Annotated in this window: 28 protein-coding genes; 2 read left to right on the top strand and 26 right to left on the bottom strand. The window is 39.5% G+C overall.

The window, feature by feature from the left end; all coding sequences use genetic code 11:
* Positions 1–444 precede the first annotated feature (444 nt).
* Together AC5KOD_RS09225 and AC5KOD_RS09220 are read left to right on the top strand one after the other, a co-directional pair.
* Positions 445–1,383 carry a transposase gene (locus AC5KOD_RS09225; protein ID WP_496914257.1) on the top strand — a complete coding sequence of 313 codons (939 nt, stop codon included), beginning with the start codon at positions 445–447 and terminating at the stop codon, positions 1,381–1,383.
* Positions 1,384–1,483: 100 nt separating this feature from the next.
* On the top strand, positions 1,484–1,606 hold the full coding sequence (locus AC5KOD_RS09220; RefSeq protein ID WP_496914261.1) for a hypothetical protein: 123 nt from the start codon (positions 1,484–1,486) through the stop codon (positions 1,604–1,606).
* 511 nt (positions 1,607–2,117) lie between these two features.
* Here the strand turns inward: AC5KOD_RS09220 and yjeM are convergent.
* The 26 genes from yjeM to AC5KOD_RS09090 form a co-directional block, all read right to left on the bottom strand.
* Positions 2,118–3,626: a glutamate/gamma-aminobutyrate family transporter YjeM gene (gene yjeM / locus AC5KOD_RS09215; RefSeq protein ID WP_496914256.1), complete on the bottom strand. Its 1,509-nt coding sequence runs from the start codon at positions 3,624–3,626 to the stop codon at positions 2,118–2,120.
* A 21-nt stretch (positions 3,627–3,647) separates the two neighbouring features.
* Entirely contained in the window at positions 3,648–4,217 is a 570-nt protein-coding gene (locus AC5KOD_RS09210; RefSeq protein WP_496914255.1) for a histidine phosphatase family protein, read from the bottom strand.
* Positions 4,214–4,975, bottom strand: a complete 762-nt coding sequence (gene cobS, locus AC5KOD_RS09205; protein ID WP_496914254.1) for an adenosylcobinamide-GDP ribazoletransferase — start codon at positions 4,973–4,975, stop codon at positions 4,214–4,216. The genes AC5KOD_RS09210 and cobS overlap by 4 nt, the downstream gene beginning before the upstream one ends.
* The gene (gene cobU, locus AC5KOD_RS09200) at positions 4,972–5,568 is read right to left on the bottom strand and encodes a bifunctional adenosylcobinamide kinase/adenosylcobinamide-phosphate guanylyltransferase (RefSeq protein ID WP_496914253.1); all 597 of its coding nucleotides are present in this window, start codon (positions 5,566–5,568) and stop codon (positions 4,972–4,974) included. The genes cobS and cobU overlap by 4 nt, the downstream gene beginning before the upstream one ends.
* Positions 5,568–6,317, bottom strand: a complete 750-nt coding sequence (locus tag AC5KOD_RS09195) for a hypothetical protein (protein WP_496914252.1) — start codon at positions 6,315–6,317, stop codon at positions 5,568–5,570. Before AC5KOD_RS09195 ends, cobU begins: the two co-directional genes overlap by 1 nt.
* 10 nt (positions 6,318–6,327) lie before the next feature.
* Positions 6,328–7,068, bottom strand: a complete 741-nt coding sequence (locus tag AC5KOD_RS09190) for a uroporphyrinogen-III synthase (protein WP_496914251.1) — start codon at positions 7,066–7,068, stop codon at positions 6,328–6,330.
* Positions 7,040–7,972, bottom strand: coding sequence for a hydroxymethylbilane synthase (gene hemC, locus AC5KOD_RS09185; RefSeq protein ID WP_496914250.1), 933 nt, complete (start codon positions 7,970–7,972; stop codon positions 7,040–7,042). The genes AC5KOD_RS09190 and hemC overlap by 29 nt, the downstream gene beginning before the upstream one ends.
* 84 nt (positions 7,973–8,056) lie before the next feature.
* A complete protein-coding gene (locus AC5KOD_RS09180) occupies positions 8,057–8,635 on the bottom strand; it encodes a cob(I)yrinic acid a,c-diamide adenosyltransferase (protein WP_496914249.1) in 579 nt (192 codons plus the stop codon).
* Positions 8,632–10,122, bottom strand: a complete 1,491-nt coding sequence (locus tag AC5KOD_RS09175; protein ID WP_496914248.1) for a cobyric acid synthase — start codon at positions 10,120–10,122, stop codon at positions 8,632–8,634. Before AC5KOD_RS09175 ends, AC5KOD_RS09180 begins: the two co-directional genes overlap by 4 nt.
* Positions 10,123–10,135: 13 nt before the next feature.
* A complete protein-coding gene (locus AC5KOD_RS09170; protein WP_496914247.1) occupies positions 10,136–10,960 on the bottom strand; it encodes an energy-coupling factor ABC transporter ATP-binding protein in 825 nt (274 codons plus the stop codon).
* Between the two features lie 29 nt (positions 10,961–10,989).
* On the bottom strand, positions 10,990–11,679 hold the full coding sequence (cbiQ, locus tag AC5KOD_RS09165; protein WP_496914246.1) for a cobalt ECF transporter T component CbiQ: 690 nt from the start codon (positions 11,677–11,679) through the stop codon (positions 10,990–10,992).
* Positions 11,666–11,944 carry an energy-coupling factor ABC transporter substrate-binding protein gene (locus AC5KOD_RS09160; protein ID WP_496914245.1) on the bottom strand — a complete coding sequence of 93 codons (279 nt, stop codon included), beginning with the start codon at positions 11,942–11,944 and terminating at the stop codon, positions 11,666–11,668. Before AC5KOD_RS09160 ends, cbiQ begins: the two co-directional genes overlap by 14 nt.
* Positions 11,944–12,690: an energy-coupling factor ABC transporter permease gene (locus tag AC5KOD_RS09155; protein ID WP_496914244.1), complete on the bottom strand. Its 747-nt coding sequence runs from the start codon at positions 12,688–12,690 to the stop codon at positions 11,944–11,946. The genes AC5KOD_RS09160 and AC5KOD_RS09155 overlap by 1 nt, the downstream gene beginning before the upstream one ends.
* Before the next feature lie 13 nt (positions 12,691–12,703).
* Positions 12,704–13,411: a cobalt-factor II C(20)-methyltransferase gene (locus AC5KOD_RS09150; protein WP_496914243.1), complete on the bottom strand. Its 708-nt coding sequence runs from the start codon at positions 13,409–13,411 to the stop codon at positions 12,704–12,706.
* 3 nt (positions 13,412–13,414) lie between these two features.
* The gene (locus AC5KOD_RS09145) at positions 13,415–14,188 is read right to left on the bottom strand and encodes a sirohydrochlorin cobaltochelatase (RefSeq protein ID WP_496914242.1); all 774 of its coding nucleotides are present in this window, start codon (positions 14,186–14,188) and stop codon (positions 13,415–13,417) included.
* A 41-nt stretch (positions 14,189–14,229) separates the two neighbouring features.
* Entirely contained in the window at positions 14,230–15,615 is a 1,386-nt protein-coding gene (gene cobA, locus AC5KOD_RS09140; RefSeq protein ID WP_496914241.1) for a uroporphyrinogen-III C-methyltransferase, read from the bottom strand.
* A complete protein-coding gene (cobK, locus tag AC5KOD_RS09135) occupies positions 15,612–16,373 on the bottom strand; it encodes a precorrin-6A reductase (RefSeq protein ID WP_496914240.1) in 762 nt (253 codons plus the stop codon). The genes cobA and cobK overlap by 4 nt, the downstream gene beginning before the upstream one ends.
* On the bottom strand, positions 16,370–17,095 hold the full coding sequence (gene cobJ / locus AC5KOD_RS09130) for a precorrin-3B C(17)-methyltransferase (RefSeq protein ID WP_496914239.1): 726 nt from the start codon (positions 17,093–17,095) through the stop codon (positions 16,370–16,372). The genes cobK and cobJ overlap by 4 nt, the downstream gene beginning before the upstream one ends.
* Before the next feature lie 10 nt (positions 17,096–17,105).
* Positions 17,106–18,167, bottom strand: coding sequence for a cobalt-precorrin 5A hydrolase (locus AC5KOD_RS09125; RefSeq protein ID WP_496914260.1), 1,062 nt, complete (start codon positions 18,165–18,167; stop codon positions 17,106–17,108).
* Positions 18,168–18,172: 5 nt separating this feature from the next.
* Positions 18,173–18,925 carry a cobalt-precorrin-4 methyltransferase gene (locus AC5KOD_RS09120; RefSeq protein WP_496914238.1) on the bottom strand — a complete coding sequence of 251 codons (753 nt, stop codon included), beginning with the start codon at positions 18,923–18,925 and terminating at the stop codon, positions 18,173–18,175.
* Positions 18,926–18,955: 30 nt separating this feature from the next.
* Positions 18,956–19,510, bottom strand: a complete 555-nt coding sequence (locus tag AC5KOD_RS09115) for a decarboxylating cobalt-precorrin-6B (C(15))-methyltransferase (RefSeq protein WP_496914237.1) — start codon at positions 19,508–19,510, stop codon at positions 18,956–18,958.
* Positions 19,503–20,108: a cobalt-precorrin-7 (C(5))-methyltransferase gene (locus AC5KOD_RS09110; RefSeq protein ID WP_496914236.1), complete on the bottom strand. Its 606-nt coding sequence runs from the start codon at positions 20,106–20,108 to the stop codon at positions 19,503–19,505. The genes AC5KOD_RS09115 and AC5KOD_RS09110 overlap by 8 nt, the downstream gene beginning before the upstream one ends.
* Positions 20,105–21,226 carry a cobalt-precorrin-5B (C(1))-methyltransferase CbiD gene (gene cbiD, locus AC5KOD_RS09105; protein ID WP_496914235.1) on the bottom strand — a complete coding sequence of 374 codons (1,122 nt, stop codon included), beginning with the start codon at positions 21,224–21,226 and terminating at the stop codon, positions 20,105–20,107. The genes AC5KOD_RS09110 and cbiD overlap by 4 nt, the downstream gene beginning before the upstream one ends.
* The gene (locus AC5KOD_RS09100; protein WP_496914234.1) at positions 21,227–21,880 is read right to left on the bottom strand and encodes a cobalt-precorrin-8 methylmutase; all 654 of its coding nucleotides are present in this window, start codon (positions 21,878–21,880) and stop codon (positions 21,227–21,229) included. It lies immediately after the preceding gene.
* Between the two features lie 96 nt (positions 21,881–21,976).
* Positions 21,977–22,915 (bottom strand): adenosylcobinamide-phosphate synthase CbiB, encoded by a 939-nt coding sequence (gene cbiB, locus AC5KOD_RS09095; RefSeq protein ID WP_496914233.1) that lies wholly within the window; start codon positions 22,913–22,915, stop codon positions 21,977–21,979.
* A 7-nt stretch (positions 22,916–22,922) separates the two neighbouring features.
* Positions 22,923–24,302, bottom strand: coding sequence for a cobyrinic acid a,c-diamide synthase CobB (locus AC5KOD_RS09090; protein WP_496914232.1), 1,380 nt, complete (start codon positions 24,300–24,302; stop codon positions 22,923–22,925).
* Positions 24,303–24,320: the final 18 nt, after the last annotated feature.

Below are 24,320 nucleotides of genomic sequence, written 5' to 3'. Positions count from 1 at the left end.
AACAGAGCGAAGAACACAAGCAACAATGACTTTTTGATGAATGTCTAATCTAGCACAACAAGACCGAAATACATCTTCCATTTTCACCATTCCTCCTTGAAAAAATGTCCAGAAGAGGCTATTCTACTTATAGAAACAATTTATTTTTATACGCAGGTTCTATGACCTAATGATTGGTGCAAATAAGTAGAATGATCTAGTTTGTCCCTCAAAGTTACTTGGAGCAGAACCTCAATAAGTGATCGACCTACAAAGCCACTCCTGTCACTTTTATTATGACAGGAAATCGTCTGTAGGTCGATCTCTTTTGTTTTCAGGCTGTATAATTTATGATGTGGATGAAAAAAAATCATTCACATCTATTTTAGTACAAAAAAATAGAAACATATGATAATTTCCGATAGAATGAAATCGACTAAAACCCATTCAGAAAGGAAGTTTCATATGTCTCATAATAATTGTATCCGACTTTCACTCGATTTGAAAGATAAAAATATTACGTTTGAGGAAAATTTTTGCGAAGAGAAGAATATAAAAGGCGTCACAAGCAACGTCTATTTCGCAACACTCACTTATATACCTGACAAGTGTCCCTGCTGCGGACTGCCTAATACAAACTATTCTATCGTTAAAAATGGCTTCCTAACCTCACGTATTACCTGGCTTAGTTCAGCTCACTATCCAACGTATATCCACTTAAAGAAACAACGATTTCTCTGTCGTCATTGCCAAACGACGTTTGTCGCCCAATCAAAAGAAATACAGCCAGGTTGTGTTATTGCTAACAGGGTCAAACACTCCATTGCGATTGAATTAAGCGATGAGGTCTCTTTAAAAAACTTATCTAAGCGCCATTTTGTTTCTCCTACGACAATCGGCCGTGTCCTCACTCAATTAGGCCGATCTTTCAGAGTTAATTTTAACCATCTGCCTGCCCATCTTTCTTTTGATGAATTTAAATCTGTCAATAGTATGACAGGTAATATAAGTTTTATTTACGCTGATTCTGTGACTCATGCCATTCAAGATATCCTGCCAGACCGCTGCTTGCACTCGTTACGTGATTATTTTATGCGATTCTCTTTAGAAGCTCGCCTAGCTGTTAAAACCATTGTGGTCGATATGAATGCCGCTTATTTCACACTTGCGTGTGAGCTTTTTCCCAACGCGAAAGTGATCATTGATCGCTTTTATTTGGTTCAACTTATCTCGCGTTCGTTAAACCAGACTCGAATTCAAGTGATGAAATCATTCTATTCCTCACACTCTGAAAACATGAAGAACTACCGCAAACTCAAGAATTACTTTTCCACTCACAGAAAAATGAGTTTGATGCCTTTAAACAAGTCGTTGAATCAATGCCTGAAGGCATTTCCTCTCTGATGACAATGTCATTAAAGACGTTAAAAAAGCATTTGTCACGGATCGAGAATACGCTTAATTATTCCTTCTCAAACGGTCCTTTAGAAGGAGCTATAATAAAATAAAAGTCATAAAGAGGATTGCCTATGGTTATCGGAGTTTTTGGAACTTCAAGCATCGCATTCTAGTTAGCTTCAATTTAACACAAAAAAACAACTCCATCATGACTGATAGAGTTGCTTAATTTATAGAAAATTCGACTAAACTCTAGCCATCCACATCATTTGACGTAGAGCCGGTTTTCATTCTATTTGGTGAGGGCGATAGCCCTCATGAGTGTTTGTCCCAACCTCTTTAATTACAATTTAAGAGCAACTGCCGCTCTCTAATAAACCATTCCACCTTCTTACTCCCGAAAAAGTGACAGTGTGTGCTTCAAAGTATCTGGCTCCACGACTTAAAGCCGTGTTACAGTTGCGAGTACAGCATTGATTTTCCACCAATTTCTTTTGTAGGCTTCGACTAAAAATAGTTATGATTTTCCATCACTATTTCCCACCTAATAGACTCACTGAGATTCAATTGTCTGACGATAGGTTAACAATAACACAGATATAATGGAGCTTCAAGAATTAGCTATCAATTTATTAAACAAGTCAAAATAGTATTAGTCGCTTGTTATTGTGACAAATAAAAAAACTAATCATTCATTTTAGATGATAGCATCTCTCATAAATAATTAGTTTTAAGTTGTCTTACAATTGAACAACTACTTGTTTTTTGCGTAGATGATTTTGCAATAGCATTGCGACAATTGTAAAGAAAATCGGTCCAATCATCAAGAAAAAGACAGTCGAATAGTCCCCCTTAACTAATGGTTGAAGAATCGTAAAAAAGATACTCAATACAATACTAATCGCAACACTCCAGCTCGCCCAATAATAACTTCGTTTTGTTTTTAGCACACAAAACGCACTATGATCCTGCTTATTTTTCTTAAAAAAAGGAAACGAACATGCTACTAAAAAATATGGAATAGAACGAGAAATATTAGTCATCAATGTCAGTTGATTGTACAAATCATTAATATATCGTCCACCAAATGACACTAATAATATAAAACCAGAAACTGCTAAACATTGGAGCCACATCGCATTAGAGTGAATACCACCACGATTTTGAAAATGAATCTTCGGCGACCAATAGCTAGCAGGCGTTCCACTTAGTAAACTCTTTAAAGGTACATAAATTATCGATGACAACAAACCAATATAAGTAAAAAATAAAGAGAATCCTGTATATCGTAACAATAAACTAGCCATAATTGCTGACTTAGCTTGACCAATCCCCAAAGCCAATCCAACTTGATAACCCAAGTTCTCCATCAAGACATACATCGCGTTTCCTAGATGAATCTTATTGCCAGAAAGAATGGACTGCCAGTTAACGCTACTCCCCCATAACATAATACCAACTAAATAATTACAAACAATAAGAACCGTACCAATTAGCAGAGCAATTGGAAAACGTCGCTTCGCATTTTTTACTTGATCGACCATGCTGGCAACCGTGTCCAACCCTCCAAAAGCAGTAATGCCAAAGGTGAAGAAGGCTAAATTACCTAAAATACCACCATAGTTTGGGTTAGGTGATGAGATAAACGATACCCCATTTTTTAGTGGCTGTGCCATTTGGCCTCCATTATGAATAAGTAAGTAACCATTTCCGATTAGCGCTATTCCAAAAAGACTTAATACTAACGTTCCACCTAAAAGCATCATTCGAGAAACTTGCCTAAAGCCCATATTAACAAGCTTCGTTACCACAATAACCGCTAAAACTGCTAGTATTCCAATAACCTGTCGAATTGACAAGCCTAAAAATGTCGTTTGGAGTTGTGTTTGATCTTGACCAAATATAAAAATGGAGAACGGAATCCAGAGCTTCATAAAAACACTAGTCATCCATAAAATATAACTGCTATACCAAAGAAAGGTCGCAACAAAAGCTGATTTTTCTGATTGAGATGATTTTAGCCAGCTATAAATTCCACCTCCCTGATCCTTATAGGTAGATGATAGCTCCGAAACAATAAACGTATAAGGAACAAAAAAAACGATTGCAGCGATTATGTACCAAGGGATAGCTGCATACCCCATCAAATAAAATGCATTTGACATACTTGAAAATGAATAGACAGTAGTTGTGATCATTAACACCAACTTAAATTGTGAAAGCGAGACTTGTTTGTCATCGACCATCATTCCACACTCCTTATAACTAAACTAACTTTCCGTCATTATTTTGCTTGAAATTATCTCATACTCTCCCTGTGGTACATCAAATGCCCAAAAGTCATTTTTTGGCTTTAAATAATGATTAATAACTCGCAAAACACCTAAATGACCGACTAATAAGATCGGCCTTTGATCATTATACCTTTTCTTAGTAATAATCTTTACAAATTCTTTAGTTACTCGGGACTCAAATTCATTAAAATTTTCTGCCTCTGGAGGCGTTACGTTAAAAGGTTTAGTCAACCAGTTCTGCCATTCTCTAGGAAACAAACGCTCTATTTGATTGGCATCGAGCCCTTCCCATAAGCCAAATCCTTTCTCATCAAAGGACGGACATTCAATTATGGGCGTCTTTTTTTCACCTCGAATAATCTCCGCCGTTTCTTTTGTTCGTTTTAGACCACTTACATAAATAGCTGAAAAATCAACTAACCTCAACTTCTTTTCCACTGATTTTGCTTGCTCAACTCCTGTTTGATTAATAGAAATATCCAGGTCTCCATAAAACTTCCGCTGTTTATTCAACTCTGTTTCACCGTGACGCACTAAATAAATCACCCAAACCAACTCCTTGCAGCAAAATAGACAAGTAAAAAAACAAGCTGGCTGATACAAGCAAAAGCACCTAATGTATCGCCATTTAATCCATCAACTTTTTGATAAACTAATCGTTTGTACCCACTACTTACTAACAAAACAGCAGCATATGCTAAGACTCCTGCTAGCTCTAAAAAATAAGCTAAAAATCCAACCGCTATTAGCTGAGCTACGAAAATACTAAAAGGTGAAACATCTAAAAAAGTAGTACCTAAACCTTGAGTAGAACCCGCATACCGCATACGATAAAACAATAAAGAGATGCCAGCCTTTCCAATTAAACTCATTGTAATAACTAATAAAATACCCAAACTAGTTGAAAAAAGACCCTGAAAGCTAATAACCAGCCCCATCACTAAACCATAGTAAAACACTAAGGCCAAAACCCCATTACTTCCTATACGACTATCTTTCATAATCTCCAGCATACGCTCTTTTTTTCGCGATGAAAATAAGCCATCTGCCGTATCACATAGGGCGTCGAGGTGAAACCCTCCTGTCAAAAGGCAGTCAACAAATAACGTGAAAAAAAAGCTCAGTGGTAAAGGGAAAAATAAGCTAACTACATAAAAACAGGCTCCTTCAATAGCACCCAGTAACCCTCCAAATAAAGTAAACCAGTGTACCCCTTTTTTCATGCGTAGAATCGGCTCATCAACGGGAATAGGGATAGGAATTCTCGTGAAAAATTGCGTGTATAAAATCAACGCTTTAATCATTTAATTTTTTGTGGGAGTCCGCTTATCACAAAATAGACGGCATCCGCTTCCTTTGCTAAAAGTTGATTGACTCTGCCCAATAAATCGCGAAATAAACGACCAAATTTAGTATTCGGCACGACACCTAGTCCAATTTCATTTGTCACTAAAAAAACCTCATCACCTAATGACTCTTTTAACTCCCTTAAAATTAATTGCCATTCAAGCATAATCAATTGCTCTAACTGACGAAAATCTGCCATACTCATCTCTTCGATCGCTTGATCAAACTTAGCTGGTTCGATAGCAAATTCTTTTTCTAGCAGATAAAAAAAATAGTTAGTTGTAAATAATGTCGCACAATCAAATAAATAACTTTGATTGATTTTCTGATCTTTCAAAAATTCTGGTAGCTTTAAAAAAGCCTCATGAGTTTGCCAACTATCAGGACGCTGAGCTCGGTGTTGAACAATGCGGTCCTGCATCTCTTGGTCTTCTGGACTTGAAATCCCCGTTGCTATATAACAAACCCGCTCTCGATTTATTAATTGCTGTTCTGCAAAAGTCGATTTGCCACTCCTTGCTCCCCCAGTTACAACAGTAAGATAGCTCATTAAATAATCGTCCCTTCTTTGACTTCTCCCAGATAAGTAAGAGAAAAATTCTTCGCTATTTCAGATGACTCTTCAGGACTGATTGCAACAAGCAAAACAGTTGCCGGACCTGCTGATCTCGTTAAAACCGGCTGTTGCTGAATTGCCATATTAAGTGTGAACATTAACTCACTTGAAGACGCTAAACAAGCCGCTTCATGAATAATTCCTTTTGATCCCACAGGCAATAACTCACGAACCCCCCTTGTTTTACTGAGGCTCCGGACATCTTCATAGGTAAAAATCTCATCCTGATTGGCAACCACCTCTTTTCCAACATAAGGCTCTCCTAAATAATAAAACTGATCGCCAGATTGTAGTTGACCAAATTTTAATTTTCCCTCTGTTACTTTGCCAATCACGGTAATACCAATAGAAGACATTGTAGTGGACATATTCTCCTCCGTACTACCATTTATAGGCAGGTAAGCTAGATTAGCTTTTGCCAATTCCTGATGAATACCTTCTATCATTAAACGACCTGTTTCATCATATTCATTGCCAATTAAATCAACAACAGCAATAGGTTCTACCCCAACCGACAGTAGCTCCATCAAAGGAACACGTAAACAGAAGGCCGCCGTTATACGTGGAGAAACTTGAACAACATCGCCAACTTTCTCACCAATAGCCGCACTACTGTCACAAGCAATTACTAATTGTTCGGTTTCATTAATGGATAAAACCGTTAAATCACGATAGTTTTGCATCTAAATCCCCCTAGGATTGCGCTAAAATTTCTTCTACTAAAGATAGCATTGTACACTCAGTCGCTTCATACGTGACTGAAAATCCTGTTGCTTCAATTGCACGTGTTGTTACAGGTCCAATTGAAGCAAATTGTAAGGCAAAGGGCCGCCGCTGATACAACGAATAAAAGTTTTGCCAAGCCGACGGACTAGCAAACACGACAATTGCTTCATCTTTTTCTAAATCCAACCAAGCTTTTAATGCCAATTGCTGTTCCACCAAAAAATCATTACGATACAAAACAAAATCGTCAACTAAATGATTAGCCAGTCGTAACCTCTCTTGAATTATTTTGCGAGAAAGGTCACTCTGAGGAAATAGAACTCGTTGCTGACTAGACTGTTTAGTCAACCAATGTTCTAAAAAAACTTCAGATGTAAAATAACTTGGATACTCGGCTCTCAGCTGATCTTCTTTACGCAAGCTACTAAATGTTTTACTGCCAATAACAGCCAGAGAGCAGTTTGGAGGAATCGACTCATAATAGTCATAGAAAAAACGAACAGCAGCACTACTTGTAAAAAACACCCAGTCATACTCAGTTAATGCTCGCGGTAAAGCCGGAATCTGCTCTATTAAACGTAACGAAATCAACGGTAAATGTTGCCAACTCCCGCCTTTAGTCGAAATCAACGCTTCAATTGACGACTCTATTGGCTTCTCACGAGTAAAAAGCAACTCCTTAATCATTCTTATTTCTAAGCTCCGCAACCAAGTCAGCCCCACCTTTTTGGTAAAATTGCTCAGCAACTAATTTTCCTAATTCAACAGGATCCTGCCCACTAACCTGTTCTTTCATCATAATAGTCCCATCAATATTACTTAAAAAACCTGTAAATTGAATAGAATCATCTACAAAATTAGCGAAACCGCCGATAGGAAAAGTACAGCTACCATCCATTTCACTTAAAAATGTTCGTTCAGCTGTAATACATGCACGACTTTTTGGACAGTCGATTGCTTGAAGTAGCGATAAAACATCTTCACGATCTTTTCGACACTCAAGAGCCAGTGCCCCTTGACCAATGGCAGGCAGACAATCATCTTTATCCAAACGATGACGAATAATCTCATCTCCCCACCCCAGTCGATTGATTCCCGCCTCGGCTAACACAATCGCATCATAATCTTCTTCAACTAACTTTCGATAACGCGTATCAATATTGCCACGGATATTTTTAAGCACAAAATCTGGACGCAACGCTAATAATTGGGCCCCCCGTCGAACACTACTCGTTCCGACCACACTTCCCAGTGGCAAATCTTGCCATTTTTCTACTGGCTTTTTCGTTAAAATTGCATCCCACGGACTATTACGTGGAGGGATTGCGGCAATTGTCACATTATCTGGCAAATAAGAAGGAACATCCTTTAAGCTATGAACAGCAAAATCAATCTCTCCATCAACAATCGCTTGCTCAATCCGCTTCATAAAAACACCTTTGCCACCAATTGTTGACAGATGAACATGTGCCATGCGATCACCCTTTGTGACAATTCCTTTTATCTGAAATTCACACTCAGGAAATTTTTCTTCTAATAAAGCTACCGTCTGCTTTGTTTGAGTCATTGCTAACTCACTTTTACGGGTACCTACAATATAGGTTTTTTTCACACTTCTTCGTCTCACTTTCCTTTTGTTTAACACATGTCCTCATCCTACTCTGACCATGTCTCACTAATAAATCTGCAATCAATTTTAATGATCTGTTCTCTTTTTTGATTTGAAAATTTTCGGACTATGCTCATAAAAAACTTCTTCTGTTTTTAAACGCTGATTGGCTACACGCGCGCTGACAAAAAAGTAATCTGATAATCTGTTAATATACTGTAACACAATCGGATTAACATCCTTTGTCGTTTTGATTAAGCTCACAATCCGTCGTTCACCTCGCCTAGTCACCGAACGTAAAAGATGAAGCTGACAAGCCAAAGGATGACCGCCAGGCATTACAAACTTTTCAATCTTAGTTGTTTCCTCTATGTGACGATCTATCGCTAATTCTAACCACTCTACCTCAGCCAATGTCACTTTAAACGGCCTAAAGAAATCAGCAACTGCCAAATCACTACCACAGGAAAAAACAACTTGTTGAATATGAGCCAGTTCCTCATTCATCTCCCAATCAGTTGGGACAATTGTCATCGCATAGCCAATCAATGAGCATAATTCGTCAATAGTTCCATAACTCTCGACTCTCACATCATCCTTCATCAAACGTTTGCCACCAACAATTCGGGTGTAGCCTGTATCGCCATACTTAGTGTAAATCCTCATAGCTCAGACTCCTCAAAATGCTCCATTTGTCGGTAGATCAACGATACATCTATGTTGTCTCTCATAGCTTTCGCTAATTTCCCATACTCACGCTCTTTATGCACCGCCAAAGAGTCTCTATTTCCAGCAATCGGCTCTAAGTCTTTTTCTACTCGAACCTCATTTAATAATTCACGAGTCCAGCTACTGTTATCAAAGACACCATGTAGATAAGTTCCAATAATCCGTTGATCATTAGAAACAACACCATCTTGGCGCTCAGTTTCTTCACCATTTATTTTAACAATTGTCGCAAAAGGCTCTAAATAATTCGGTCCCCTTGTTTCCCCCATATGTATTTCATACCCTATCAATTGATGGGGGCCTCTAACGGCCTCAACTTGTGTTGTAATTTTTTCCGCTAAAAAATCAGTCATTAATGGTAGTAATCCTAAGCCAGAGACAGTTTTGTCTCCCTTAGTCAAGCTTTCACCTAATAATTGATACCCACCACAAATGCCAACAATTCGACTACCACGCTTGTAGCATTGAGTAATTCCCTCAGCCAACTCAGTTTCCTTCAAAAATTCAGCATCTTCCAAGGTGTTTTTAGTACCTGGAATAATGATTAAATCGGGCTGTTGCAGCTCACTCAGCTTGCGTACATAACGTAAAGAAACATCCGGCTGTAACTCTAAGCTACGCATGTCTGTGAAATTAGACATCCTAGATAGTGCAATCACAGCAACATCTAGCGCTTTAGTTTCATCATAAATCCGCTGTTTCGTTGATAAGACGACACTATCTTCTTCATCAATTTCTAATGATAGATAAGGCATCACCCCGATCACCGGCACCCCGGTCAGTTCCTCGATCATCTCGAGCCCATTTTCCAATAACTTTTTGTCACCTCTAAACTTATTGACAATAACTCCAATAACTCGTTTCTTATCCTCCGGAGCTAACAATTCTAAGGTGCCATAAATACTAGCAAAAACACCACCTTTATCAATATCAGCGACTAAAATGACTGGGGCGTTCACTAAATTGGCCATGCCCATATTAACAATATCCCGATCATTCAAATTAATTTCAGCCGGGCTTCCTGCTCCTTCAATGACAATCACATCATTTTCAGTGGCGAGCTCTTGATAAACTTCCTCTATTTTTGGCAATAAGGTTAATTTAAAGTCATGGTACTCAACAGCATCCATGTCTTTTAAGACTTTTCCCAGGAAAATCACTTGCGATTGTCGATCTGTTGAGGGTTTTAATAACACAGGATTCATTCTGACATCAGGGGGAATCCCAGCCGCCTCTGCCTGAAACACCTGGGCTCTGCCCATTTCATCACCAGTCGCTGTAATATAAGAATTCAATGCCATATTTTGTGATTTAAATGGCGCAACTCGCAATCCATCATCTTTAAAGAGTCGACAAAGACCAGCGGCTAAAATACTTTTTCCCGCATCGGACGCTGTCCCTTGGATCATAATTGATTTTACCATCATTACACTCCCTTCATCTACTAGATTCAAGCAACTTTTTAATACTCTCTGCTTGATGCAAAAATTCTTGCTCACTTTGACAAAATTGTAAACCAAATTCTTGTTGAACTTTGACTAACCAAGGCTGTTCTAGCTTAGCCTCTGCAAGCATTGTTGCATCTGAAAAAACAGCTTGTTTATCGCCCTCTAATAAAAGTTTTCCTGCTTTTAACACATAGTAATAATCACAGCTTTCATAAACTAACTCCATATCGTGACTAGAAATAATGATATTCTTACCACGGCTAGCCAATTCTTGAATCACTGCCATCATACGTCGACGCCCATCAGGATCTAGTCCTGCTGTCGGTTCATCCAATAATAACCAGTTAGTTTGAAGAGCTAGAGCACCAGCAATCGCGACTCGTTTCTTTTGACCATAACTTAAATACTGAACTGGTTCCTCCTTCAATTCACTAATACCTAATTGAGCCAATGCCTCATCAACCCGTTGTTGAATCACTTGCTCTGAATACCCTAGATTGCGTAATGCAAAAGCCACATCATCCTTCACGATAGAGTAAAAAATTTGCTGATCAGGATTTTGAAACACCAAACTAACCTCTTGCCGATAATTAAATAACGCTTTTTTATGATACTTCAAGGGCTTCTCATCAAAAATTACCTCTCCCGTTTGAGGGCGATTCAATCCCATCAAAGATAAAAACAAGGTTGATTTCCCGGAACCATTGGCCCCAAGTAGACCATAAATCGTTCCTTCATTAAATTGCAAAGACAAATCCTGTAAAATCGGTTTACCTTCCTCGTAAGCAAATGAAAGTTGATTGACTTCTAGCATAATCGGCACTCCTTCTATTTAACCGTTCCTTACTCACTACTTTCAAGTGGGAACTCTCCTTGATAAAATTTAATATCCAAGGCAATTGTCATTTGTTGATAACTCTCCATCATCTGAATGACCAGTAAATGGAATAACCGTCCCATCGAATGATAACTATTGCGCAAACCATGATAAGCAAATCGTAGCTCCTGACTACGATGAATCTCTAAGGTTACTTCCAAAAAGATAAAAATAAAGCGGTACATCAGCATCGTCAGTTCAATTAAGACACTTGGTAATTTGGCCTTTCTTAAAACAATAATAATTTGCTGAAATGGAACTGAAAATATAAAAAAGTAGGTACAAACTAAACAACTCAAAGAGCGTAAGCAAAGTTTAAGCGCCAGTTGCAAAGATGCCTCTGTGTAGCCAAAATGAACCGTACCAAGACTTATATATCCTTTTAAGATACTAGCATCTGTAGAAATCGTCAAAATAATGGTTAAAACACTCACCAATAAAAATGGTAATGGCAACAAAAACCACTTTAAATATCGTCCTAACGAAAAACCCGTCCCATAGATTGTAAGCCACCCAACACTGACAATCATCACTAACTGTAACCAAATTGGCCCCACCAAGCAAGATACTAAAACACCTAAATAAAAGAGGGTTTTAATGACAGGTGACTTATAAGTAAAACGATTATGATAAGCAATTTGATCAATTACTAACATGTTTGCCCTTACCTTTATAATACCCAATCGCATAAGCAATAATTCCTACACCGATACTTCCTTGAAGTGTAAACAGTAAACTCTCTATCTCACCACTTTTTGGCTCATAAATCGGAGTAAACCATGGTTCATAATCTGGACGTAACTCTGTAATTAATTCCTCTGCTTCGCCATCTGAGCCTTCATATGCCCCCGTCGAATTGAATAAGAACGCACTAACAATTAATACAACTACTGCAAGAATTAACCATATATTTTTTTTCATTAGTTGACGCCTCCTTTTACTTGAACATTTGGAATATAAGCTGAAATCAAATTATACATAACCACTGTCAACAAACCTTCAGCAATCGCAATTGGGATTTGGGTCAAACAGAAAACTCCCATAAATTTAACAATTGTTCCTAACATACCTAAACCAGCATCTGGGAAAACAATTCCTAATTGAATCGATGTCATTAAATACGTTGATAAATCAGCCAATGCAGCACACAAGAAAATCGACACAGATTGATTAACACCTAGCTTACGGGCTAGACGATAAACACCATACCCAACGAAAGGTCCGACGACTGCCATAGAAAAAGCATTGGCTCCTAATGTTGACAAACCACCATGAGCTAATAGCAATGATTGAAATAATAAACAAATCGTTCCTAAAACACTTATTACCGATGGTCCGAAAAAGACTGTTCCAATCCCAACACCTGTTGGATGAGACGTTGAGCCTGTGACAGAAGGTAGTTTTAATGCCGATAGAATAAAGATAAACGCGCCTGACAAAGCCAATAACATCTTTTGTTCAGGATTTTCTTTGACTATCCTACTAATCGTGCGGAGCCCAAAGATAAAGAATGGAATAAAGATAATAAACCAAATGGCGCACCATACCGGTGGTAAAAATCCCTCCATTATGTGCATCGCATTGACTTGAACAGGTTCACCTATTGTTAAAAAGAATATAATTAGAGCAATAGCGGCCAATAATTTTAATGCTTTTTTCTTTGTCATTTTAGTCACTCTCCTACTGTATTTTACGATTTTTATACACAATCATGGTTGAAAAGTACGACAGCGTATCCGTCACCTGTAAATTACTTATTGATAACTGACGCTGTTCCTTTTCCTGAGAAGCGTTGCTAATAAGAACTGTCTGCTCAAGTAGCCCTTCTGCTTTTAAAAGTGGCAAAATTTTCTCTAAATGATTGGCAACCTTCATTAAGACAATCGTATCATTTTGCTGAATTCCCAGCTCCAATGCTTCTTTAGAAACTGTTGCAGGCATCACACAAAACATTTCTTCATCCAAGCACAGAGGCAATTGTACCTGTGAAGCCATACTAATAAACGACGCAATTCCTGGAATCGTCTCAGTTTCAATCTGATCAACCAATAATTCCAACAAATAACTATAAGTACTATAAACCATTGGGTCACCAAGTGTGATAAAAGCTACATCCTTTCCAGCTTTAACATCAATTGCAATCTCGCCTGCGATACTTTCCCAGCTTGCCACTTTCTCAGCTTGGTCACGCGTCATTGGAAAGTATCGTTGCTTAATTTCCAGTCCTTCTTTCAGATAGGGTTCAACAATTGACAACGCCAAGCTTTTTCCAGATTTTTTAGCTTCTGGAGTATACAATATATCAACACTGCCTAATAGCTTTGCCCCTTTAACGGTCATTAACTCACTGTCTCCTGGACCCGTACCGATTCCGTAAAATTTTGCCACGAGTTAGCCACCTACTTTCATTGTATCTGCAAGATGATTCAAATAAATAGTTTGGATTGCTGGATATTCACCTAGTCCCACCAAATGAGTCTCGACAGCAAAGCCTGCATTAAGTAATTGCGTCTTCCATGAGTCGCCCTCGTCTGAGGCCATATCGTTTGTTGCATGATCTCCCGCAACAAGCATAAACGGATAAAGATGAATCTTGTTCACTTTGTCAGCCCTTAATGCTTCTATCGTTCCCGCTAAATGAGGGTAACTTTCAACACAACACACATGAATGGGCCGATCCACTAACATATGATCTAAACAAGCATACGCAGCAAAAGATGGATGCTCAGAACCATGTGCCATCAAGACAATTGCTTCATTTTCAGGCAGAGGTAGTAGCTCATCCAAAGCAGAGATGACCTCAAGATAATCATGATACTCTGTCAATAATGGGCGACTGATTGCAAATACGTCAAAATCCACTTGATGAGTTTTAGCCTGTTTAATCACCTTATGATACTCACTTCCCGGTATAATATGCAGGGGTTGGATGATAACCTCTTGATAGCCAGCTTCCTTCAGCTGACTTAACGCTTGATCAGTCGTAGGAACCGCTATCCCTTCCTGCTTTCTTATGCGACTAATAACCATATTAGATGTAAATGCTCGGAAAATATCATACTCTGGATAACATTGCCTAATTTGTTCTTCACAAGCTTCGATCGTTTTTCGTCTCGTCTCGATAAACGTTGTGCCAAAACTCACAACTAAAATAGCTTTTTTCATTCGTTTCCCTCCTAGATAATTCATTGGGCTACAAGCCTAACTCATTCTCCATTGACCACTGACTCAATGGTTGTCAACAATGATGCAAAACTTGCTTCTTCAGAAACAAATGGTTTTAGTCCCTCAGACTGCAAAACTTCCGCCGTTTGATTTCCCATCACAAAAATCGGAATTTCGTGTAATTTGCTTACTTCGTAATGCTCGAGCAGCTCATGAGCTGCTTTTGAATGAGGCAAACAAATTCCCGTCACATCCCCTAGTTCAGCCTTATAAGGATGATCATAGCAACTGATATGTGTCACAATAACTCGATCATCACCAGTAGTGCCTGCCTTAAATACTAATTGATTCTTGTCAATTGGCAAGTCGGCTTCTTCTCTAACTTTGTGTTTCAACTGAATACCAGTCTTTTCGATTTCCTGACACGTATGATGTCCAACACCACTTACCTCTGACGTTAGCATTCGGATATCTCGTCCTGCCTCCAACCAATTTTCCAGAAAACTCTGCCAACTCAGCGGATTAGTAAAAACTAGATGAGCCGGTAAATTAATTGGCAACTCCCACTCGATTTCCACTAATTTCTTCCGACGCCTAAAACTTACACACGCAGCACCTTCATCACTTAACATACCTCGTAAACGCTCTGCCCCCTTAGGTATTAAAAGTTGCTGACCAAACAATGGTCGCTTCTCAAAAATATTAAGTGACTTTCTCATTTTAACTACCTCACCGACTACAATTAAGCTCGGTGAAGTAATTCCTGCTGCCGCCACCTGTTCAACCAACGTTGACAGTGTTCCTTCAACTGTTTGCTGACGATATCGTGTTGCCCAATGAATTACTGCCGCTGGCATATTCTCTGAAACACCACTTTGTTGAAGCTCACGACAAATCGTTTCCAACTCTGATAGCCCCATCAAAAAGACTAAAGTTCCTGATAATTTACTTATCGTTTGCCAATCAAGTTCTAAGCCGTTTTCACTCCGATGAGCCGTAATAACATGAAACGATCCTGCTATCTCTCGGTAAGTAATCGGAATGCCTCCATAGGCTAAGCCCCCAATTGCAGAAGTAATCCCTGGAACAACATCAAACGATATCCCTTCTTCAAGCAGTGCACGCCCTTCCTCACCACCACGGCCAAAAACATAAGGGTCACCACCTTTTAGTCTGACAACCTTTTTTCCTTCTCGCGCTTTTGCGATCAAGATCTCAGTAATTTCCCCCTGAGGAACTGGATGATACTGAGGCTCTTTTCCAACATAAATCAACTCGCTATCTGATTTAGCCTCACTAAGTAATTCTCGATTCACTAATCGGTCGTATACAACGACATCAGCCTCTCGCAACTTGCGTAGTCCTTTAATTGTGAGTAACTCGCACTCACCTGGACCAGCCCCTATAAGGGTAATCATTCCTGTCATAATAGTGCCTCCTTTCTCGCTTCTAACCACTGATCTAGTTCCTCTATACTCATAACAACCGCTGGATAATTAACCTTTGGACGTTCAATCACAAGGCACGGAATGCCTAACTCTTGACAAGCTTGACTCTTTTCTAGTAATCCACCTGTCGCGCCACTCTCTTTCGTTATTAACACACTGGCCGCAGCCTGTTGTAGTAATGCCACATTAAGTGCCACTGAAAAAGGTCCCTTTAGTGCTTCAATATGATCTGAATTTAGCCCTAACCCTTCTAACTGTGTGATAACACTAGAAACAGGTAGCACGCGTGTTTTTATTCGCCCTAATGGCAAAAGCTGCACATACTCCGCCATAGTCTTACTCCCAACCGTCAGGTAAATTTTTCCGGAAGTCTGTAACGCTATCTTACAAGCCTCCTGACTTGATGCCACATAGGTAACTCCAGGTAGATTTGTAAATGATTGCCGCTCATAACGAAGATAATCACAATTTGTTTGTTGACTAGCCATAATCGCTTGCTGTGAAACTAAATTAGCAAAAGGATGAGTCCCATCAATAATCAACTCAACTCCTCGATCATTAATAAAATTTGCCATCTGTTCAGAATCTAAACGGCCTTGAATAACCTTATCCGTGTATTTCATCGTAACGCTCCGACCATAATCAGTTGCCACAGACACTGTAAAATCTAATCCCCTCGCAGCTAATCTATCCGCAATTTTTTCAGCATCAGAGGTACCTCCCAGTAACAAAATCATAAAGTATATCCTCGCGGAGTCACCATTCTTCCTTTTGATAGATACGTCTCTTTATTCCCAACAATTACAATGGTCGTCATATCAACAAGAGTTTCATCAATCTCTTTAATAGTTGTAATAAAACTCTGCTCTTTTTTTCGACCAACATCTTTCGCTAGCCCAAGCAAAGTCGATTCAGATTTGTATTGACTGATAATGTTTAACGCTTTTGCTAAATTATCGGGACGTCCCTTACTACGAGGATTATACAAACAAATCACAAAATCAGCACTAGCTGCCGCATGCAAACGTTTTTCGATAACCTCCCAAGGTGTCAATAAATCACTTAAGCTAATGTGGCAAAAATCATGCATAATTGGCGCTCCTAACAAGGCAGCTCCACCAATGCTTGCTGTGATTCCGGGAATCACTTTGACTTCCATCTCTATCTCTTGGTTGCCGACTAACTCTAAAACCAGTCCGGCCATACCGTAGATACCTGCATCACCACTGGAAATTACCCCTACTGTTTTTCCTGTTTTGGCAATCTCAATCGCTTTTTCACAGCGATCAATTTCTCGTTTCATTCCAGTTGAGACCACTTCTTGATCAATCAACATGTCTTTAACTAATCGTACATATGTCGTATAACCGACTATCACATCACAAGCCTCGATTGCCTGAACGGCCTCATATGACATCATCTCTTTTGATCCTGGTCCTAATCCAATTACATATAACATCGCTATCCTCCTAATTTTTACCTAATGCTATCGTGACTCCCTGATGGCTAAAACGCTCCGTCAATACCTGTCCATCTGTCTCGTAATGAACACTGGCACAGGCAACATTACCAATTCCAACTGTTTTTTTTACAAAATCACTGCTGGGATAGTGACTTGCAGCTTCTTCTAACTGTTCTTTTGAAAAAGTTTCAAATGGACATCCTAGCCTCTCTGACAAAGCCAACAATCCTTGCTCTTCTTTTTTTAGATCAATACTAACTATTTTGGCAATACTCTGTGGATTCACCTGATGTAGGTCGCAAAACAACTCAAAAGCCTCAAAAACTATTTGACTGGGGATATCTTTACGACTCCCCATTCCCAAAACAAGTCGTTTAGGAATCACCTCAACTACTGGTAAAGACTCAGAAAAGGGCTTCGTTACTCGCTTGGTTGAGACAATAATCAGTCCATCCAGCCTTGCCGGCAATTCACCAAGATTTTCAACTAGTGTCAACCCACGAAAATCAGTCACCCACGGTTCGTCTTGAAATAAGCCAACACTTCTCTGATTAGCTAATAATAAATTAAATAATTTCGTCTGCTCTTTAAATTCAGCATAGTAGCCAGACACTTCTTTGGCTAATAAATCAAGAGCCGTCACATTTTGCGTATCTGTCGCTGTTGTAATGACTGCTTGACCGTCAACATAATCCGCCAACTCTCTGGCGAGCTGATTAGCTCCTCCAACGTGACCAGATAACAAACTAATCACAAATTGTCCTTTTTCATCCATCACTAACACTGCTGGATCATAGCGCTTATCAGCTAAAACTGGTGCTAAACTTCGAACCACAATGCCTGTCGCCATCAGGCAAATTAAATAATCATACGTTTGGAATAATTGCTGTAAAGCGATACTAAATCGTGGATCAGGTAAATAATATTCTGAGTCCTCTTTCACAACTTTAGTCGAAACATATAAATCCACTTGCTCAAAAGCCCGACGACAACTCCGTGCCAGACATCTGCCCCCCTCTGTCAATGAAATAATGGCTACTTTTTGACCTTCACGAACAACTGATACCATCTCACTCACCCACGATATTCATGCTTGAAGGACTGATCATATAATTTTGAATAATAGAATTCTTCACCTAGGAAATCGCCAACCATAATCAAAGCCGTTTTCTCAATACCAGCCTCATTAACCTTGTCCGCGATACTTGCTAACGTTCCGTGAACTTGCTTTTCATCATCCCAAGTCGCTTTATAGATCACACAAACAGGAGTTTCTTCTGGATAACCGCCCGCTATTAACTCGCGCACTACTTGCTTGATGCCCTGTACTGATAGAAATATCACCATTGACGTGCGATGCTGAGCAAAAGACCGTAAGGATTCACGTTTTGGAACTGGAGTTCGGCCAGCCATTCGTGTGATAATAACACTTTGAGACACCTCTGGCACTGTATATTCCGCCCCAATACTTGAAGCAGCCCCTAAAAATGAGCTCACCCCTGGTACACAAGTAAATTCGATATTCTTTTTTTTCATTTCTTCTGTCTGCTCACGAATTGAACCATAGATTGAAAAATCACCTGTCTGTAGCCTAACGACTTCTTTATCTGCCTTCACACCTGCTTCCATTACTTCAATAATTTCCATCAAGTGCATCGATGCGCTATCATGAAGCTCACAGCCCTCTTTACAATAATTCAATAATTCCTTATTAATCAGTGAGCCTGCATATATCACAATATCGGCTTCTGCCAGTAAACGATACCCTTTCAATGTAATCAAATCAATCGCGCCTGGCCCTGCTCCTACAAAATGTACTTTACTCATGATTGCCTCCTCATTTTTAGACCTACTCTACTACTCTTTTTCACAAGAAATAACAATGGTCGGGTTTTGTTGTTTAAAATAGTGACCTTTTCCTAAGCGAGTTAAATCTCCAACCTGAACCTGTACAGTTGAAACTTCAACAAAAGGTAAGCTCTCAATCGCAGCTAAGGCCTCCAAAGCATTTTCCAATAAAATAAAATTTAAAACAAGACGCCCACGAGCGTTTAACAACTCATAACTCCACGAAATAATCTCAGTTAAATTACCTCCACTACCGCCAATAAATATGCAATCATAGCTATCTGTCAAAGAGATTGGGGCTTTACCAGAAATCAATTGATAGTTGGTTAGCCCGAATTTTTCACAATTTTTTTGGATCAACTCGACAGCAAGCTCTTTTTGTTCAATTCCCGTAACAGACAAGGTCGGATATTCCACTGCTGCTTGAATTCCTACACTGCCTGTACCGGCTCCCACATCCAGTAAATTATTGGCCCTACCTAAATCAAGCTTATTTAAACTAATCCCGCGAACCTCTTCTTTAGTCATCGGAACCTTATCTCTAATAAAACACTCATCACGCATCCATCATCACCACCACATTCATCGAATAGTCGCGTTGAGGAACCTCTTCTGCTGCTAGCCACTCAATACGCTCATTTGGATAACTCAAATTCTCACCAATTAATAATCGCTTAGCCTTCCCTGATGCAAGAGTCGCTTGAGCAATTTCATAAGGCCCAAACTCTCTATCTGTCACCATAGCTACTTTAGGTAACATGATTAGCAACTCCATATCCGGTTGCTTACCGTGACTGCTGGTTAAATAGCAATCATTTTGCGACAACTTCATTTTCGCAAATAAATACTGAATCGAACTAATGCCAGAAATAATCCTCACTTGATTATCAGAAAATTGACGACTCAACCAATTGCCTATGCCATACAATAACGGATCTCCTGATGCTAGAACCACACACTCTTTATCAATATTTCCCTCTAAAAAAAACTTTAGATCGCTTAATTTTTTAGGTAAAACCTGTTGCTTTTCTTCAGCTAATTCTGGAAAAACAGCTAATTGTCTCATACTCCCAATCACAATATCCCCTTGGCGAATCAGCTCCAAGCCTTCATTTAAAATCAAGTCGCGCTTCCCTGGCCCAATGCCAACAATCGTAATCACTGATATTCTGCCTCCAATTCCGCCAAAGCTTTAGTGCTTGCTAATAATCCTCGTGTTGAGGAAAACATCACAACATCAATACTGACTGCCGTTTTTTTGTATTTGAGTAATAGCTCACTTCGTTGTTTGATCTTCGTCACAATCACTTGATAAACTTCTTCTAGGCCATACTCCTCAATAATATCTCCAGCAGCCTCTGTTGTATTACACTGATTGACACGCTCTAAAATTGAGCGATCAGCACCTAATAACGCAAGATTCGCGATTAACACTTCATTACGTGCATCGGCATCTTTGCTGTGTGTTGAAAAGATACCTGCCGCAATTTTTATAAATTTACCAATATGTCCTACCATCAACACTTCTTGATACCCGATTCGTTGAACTTCTTTTAGCACATAACCAACAAAATTACTCATATTCACCACATTCTCTAAAGGGATATTCAAGTTGTTTTTAACAAATTCTTCGCCATAATTTCCCGGAGTTAACACGATTTTACGAGCCCCCTGTTGGTACTTCATCTCCAACTCCAAGCTGATTGACTTTTTCCACCCTTCCTCCGACATCGGCGTCACGATGCCCGTCGTGCCTAAAATACTAATACCACCTACGATTCCCAAACGACTATTAAAAGTTTGTTTACTTCTTTCCTTCCCTTCAGGTGCATAGATCAATACGTTTGCACCAAGACCGTCAGGTAAATGAGGCGCCAAACTTTCTTTAATCATTCTCCGAGGAACAGGGTTAATTGCTGCCTGACCTACTGGTATCGGTAACCCAACTTGAGTTACTCGACCAATCCCTTCCCCTCCATCTATCTCAATCACACTATCATTCGTCAATTCAACACGAGCATAAATCCACATTTTATGCGTCGCATCGGCATCATCTCCACCATCCTTTTCAATGGCAGCAACAGCATAATGTTCGCCAATCTCAAAATCAACTAAAGGTAACATCAGCGACACATCAGAAGCTGTTTTGATTGCAATTGCTTCTATAACCTCGCGACTTATTAACATTTGTAAAGCCGCTAAAGCCGCTCCGCTTGCACAAGTCCCTGTTGTATACCCTTTTCGCAATTTTTTACCATTATAGTAAACATATTCTTCCACCTAATCACGCTCCGGCATATTGTAAAGAAGAGCATTGACAATCGCAGCGGCCAAATTACTGCCTCCCTTTCGTCCAAGAGCTACTATTGCAGGAATCTGACTAGCAGCTAACTCATCCTTTGATTCAGCTGCACCAACAAAGCCAACAGGAACACCTACTACTGCTTCTGCTTCAAGTTGACCGGCTTCAACCATTTCTAAAATTTTATAGATAGCTGTGGGCGCATTTCCCAAAACAAAGCACTTAGGACCGTCCTGCTTCGCAGCGACTTCAATCGCAGCCATAGAACGAGTCATTTCCTTTTCTTTAGCTAGCTCAGCAACTTCTGGATTCGCAACGAAACAATGATACTCACAGCCATAAGAATCTAACAAGCGTTTGTTGATGCCACTTAGAGCCATATTTGTATCCGTAAAAATCGTCCCACCTTTTGCGATAACCTCTTGAATTTTATTAATAACCCCATGAGTAAAAACTAAGCTGTGCATATAATCAAAATCAGCTGTCGTGTGTATTGCCCGCTTAATAATTGCTTCATGAAGAGAACTCTCGAAACTATAGTCTGGCTCGATTTCATCAATAATATCTTGAATCATGATAAAACTTTCCTTCTCAATTAATCCCGGATTTTTCTGATAGGTTCTATTTGACATAAATATTACTCCTCTTTTTCGCTGATCCCCTCTTTACTTAACAAACGGATACAGGCACTTATTTTCTAAAGGTTCTTCAATTAATTCTATAGCTAGTTAAAACCACCACCATTTAACACTGCATACCACTATTAGTGCTAGCGCGCTCGTCCCATATAAGAGTCGAATTGTTTTGTTTATATCATTCTTCTCAACAGCACGAGTGTCTTCACCGATTGTGGGTTTAATCACTTCGACTCCATGATACCTATGAGTTCCGCCTAGCTGAATTCCTAAAGCCCCTGCAACAACAGCTTCTGGCAAGCCACTATTAGGACTTTTGTGTTGATAACGGTCCCGCCAACCAATTCGCAGTGCCTCAGCCCCTCTATAGCCAAACAAAAAGCTGACTAACACCATCAATACCCAAGTTATTCTAGCAGGGATAAAACTGAATATATCATCTAAAATTGCTGATGTAGCCCCAACCTCCAAATGAGTGCTATTCTTATAGCCGACCATCGAATCAAGGGTATTAACCGCTTTGTACATCATACCCAAAACAGGACCGCCAATTGCTAAGTAAAAAAGCGGCGCAACCACCCCATCATTAGTATTTTCTGCCACTGTCTCAATCGTTGCCTGACATATTTCCGACTCAGTTAAATCTGATGTTTCCCTGCCAACAATCATTCCGACCTGCTTTCTAGCATCACCTAGCGAGCCATTTTTCAAAACCTTCACAATTTTTTCAGCCTCAACCCGTAAACTTTTAATCGCTAAGGTTGTATAGCTTAGATATACTGCGATGATTGAGCCGAACCAAGGATTAATCTGATAAGAAACTACTAGTAAACAGGTCGTCACTACGCCCGTCCCACCAACAATCACAAGCCATAAGAAAAATCCAGCAACGTACTTCATTTTTTTAGTTATCACTCGGTGTTGGATAACTTGATCCAATTTCCCAATACTCGTACCGATTAATTTAATCGGATGAGGCCAAGAGTATGGATCACCTAAAATTAAATCCATCACAAATGCTAAGATGATCACTAAATTATCACTTCTCAAGAGTCTCAGCTGCCTTTCCTAAAAGCCAAGCCAAAATCAACGGATCTTGAAAAAAATGAAGATGAAGGTAGCTAGCAAATGTCTGCTTCTTCAAATAACCACCAGACCAACTCGCCACCTTTTCACCATCTCGGTATTTGCTCATCTTCATAATTGGCTGTTCCTTTGTTTCAAAAATAGAATGATGAAACTCATGACCGTATAAAACCGTGCTTTTGGGGCAAATAGGAGTGTCTACTAGAGCTTCCCCCTGACAATAACCAAATCGTTTTAACCCCTTAGTCATTTTGCTTGTCCCTTGAAAAACCCCGACCATCTCGTATAACTCGCCTTCGCTTTCCAAAAACTCGCCTAAGTACATCAAGCCACCACATTCCGCGTAAATTGGCAGACCCTCTTCATGTTTAGCCAAGATCTCCTGTCTTATTGACTGATTCTCCATTAACTCTTTGCCGTATTCCTCTGGATAACCGCCGCCAAAATAATAAAAATCTGCCTCTGGTAAAACAGTATCTCTAATTGGACTAAACGGTACTAGCGTCACCCCTTTTGCTTCAAACACTTCTAAGTTATCTTGATAATAGAAATTAAACGCTTCATCATAAGCATAAGCTAAGCGAACAGGTTGCTTAACCGGCTCATAAAAAGGAGCGACAATCGCAGCGCATGATTTCTCCTCTTCAGAATTAGTAGAAAGTTTCACTAGGCGATCTAAATCAATTGTTTCATTTACTATAGCAACTAATTCAGCTAATTCTTGACTCAAATCAGTCATCTCTAGTTCAGGTACTAAGCCCAATTGACGTGAAGGAAGATGAAAGCTCAAGTTTTTTGGCAAATACCCCAAGACAGGTACGTTCGTATAGCGCTCAATACTCTTTTTTACTAGTTCAAAATGAGTGTTACTTGCTATTCTGTTTAAAATAACACCAGCAACATTCAACTCAGTGTCAAAATCAGCAAATCCCTTAACCATCGCTGCGGCTGAGGTCGAAGTTGCTTTGCCATCGATTACTAGCACAACAGGCACATCTAACTGCTTGGCAATCGAGCTTGTTGAACAATTATCCTTATCGGTACCCAACCCATCAAACAATCCCATAACGCCTTCTACAACACCAATATCCGCTTTTTCTAATTGCTGATTAAATAACTGCTTCAAAACAGATTCATCTTGAATCAAAAAACTATCTAAATTTCGACTAAGAATCCCAGTCACTCGTGTTTGATATGCTGTATCAACATAATCCGGTCCCACTTTAAAGGGCTGAACCTTTAGCCCCTTAGCTCTAAGCGCCGCCATGATGCCAATTGTGACTGTAGTTTTGCCAACACCACTACCTGTTCCTGCAATTACCACGCGTTTCATCAGTTCACTTCCTCTCAC

It is taken from the genome of Vagococcus sp. WN80Y (genome assembly GCF_059621045.1).
The sequence above is the reverse complement of the archived record's forward strand: the minus strand, read 5'-3'. Positions and strand labels throughout refer to the sequence as shown.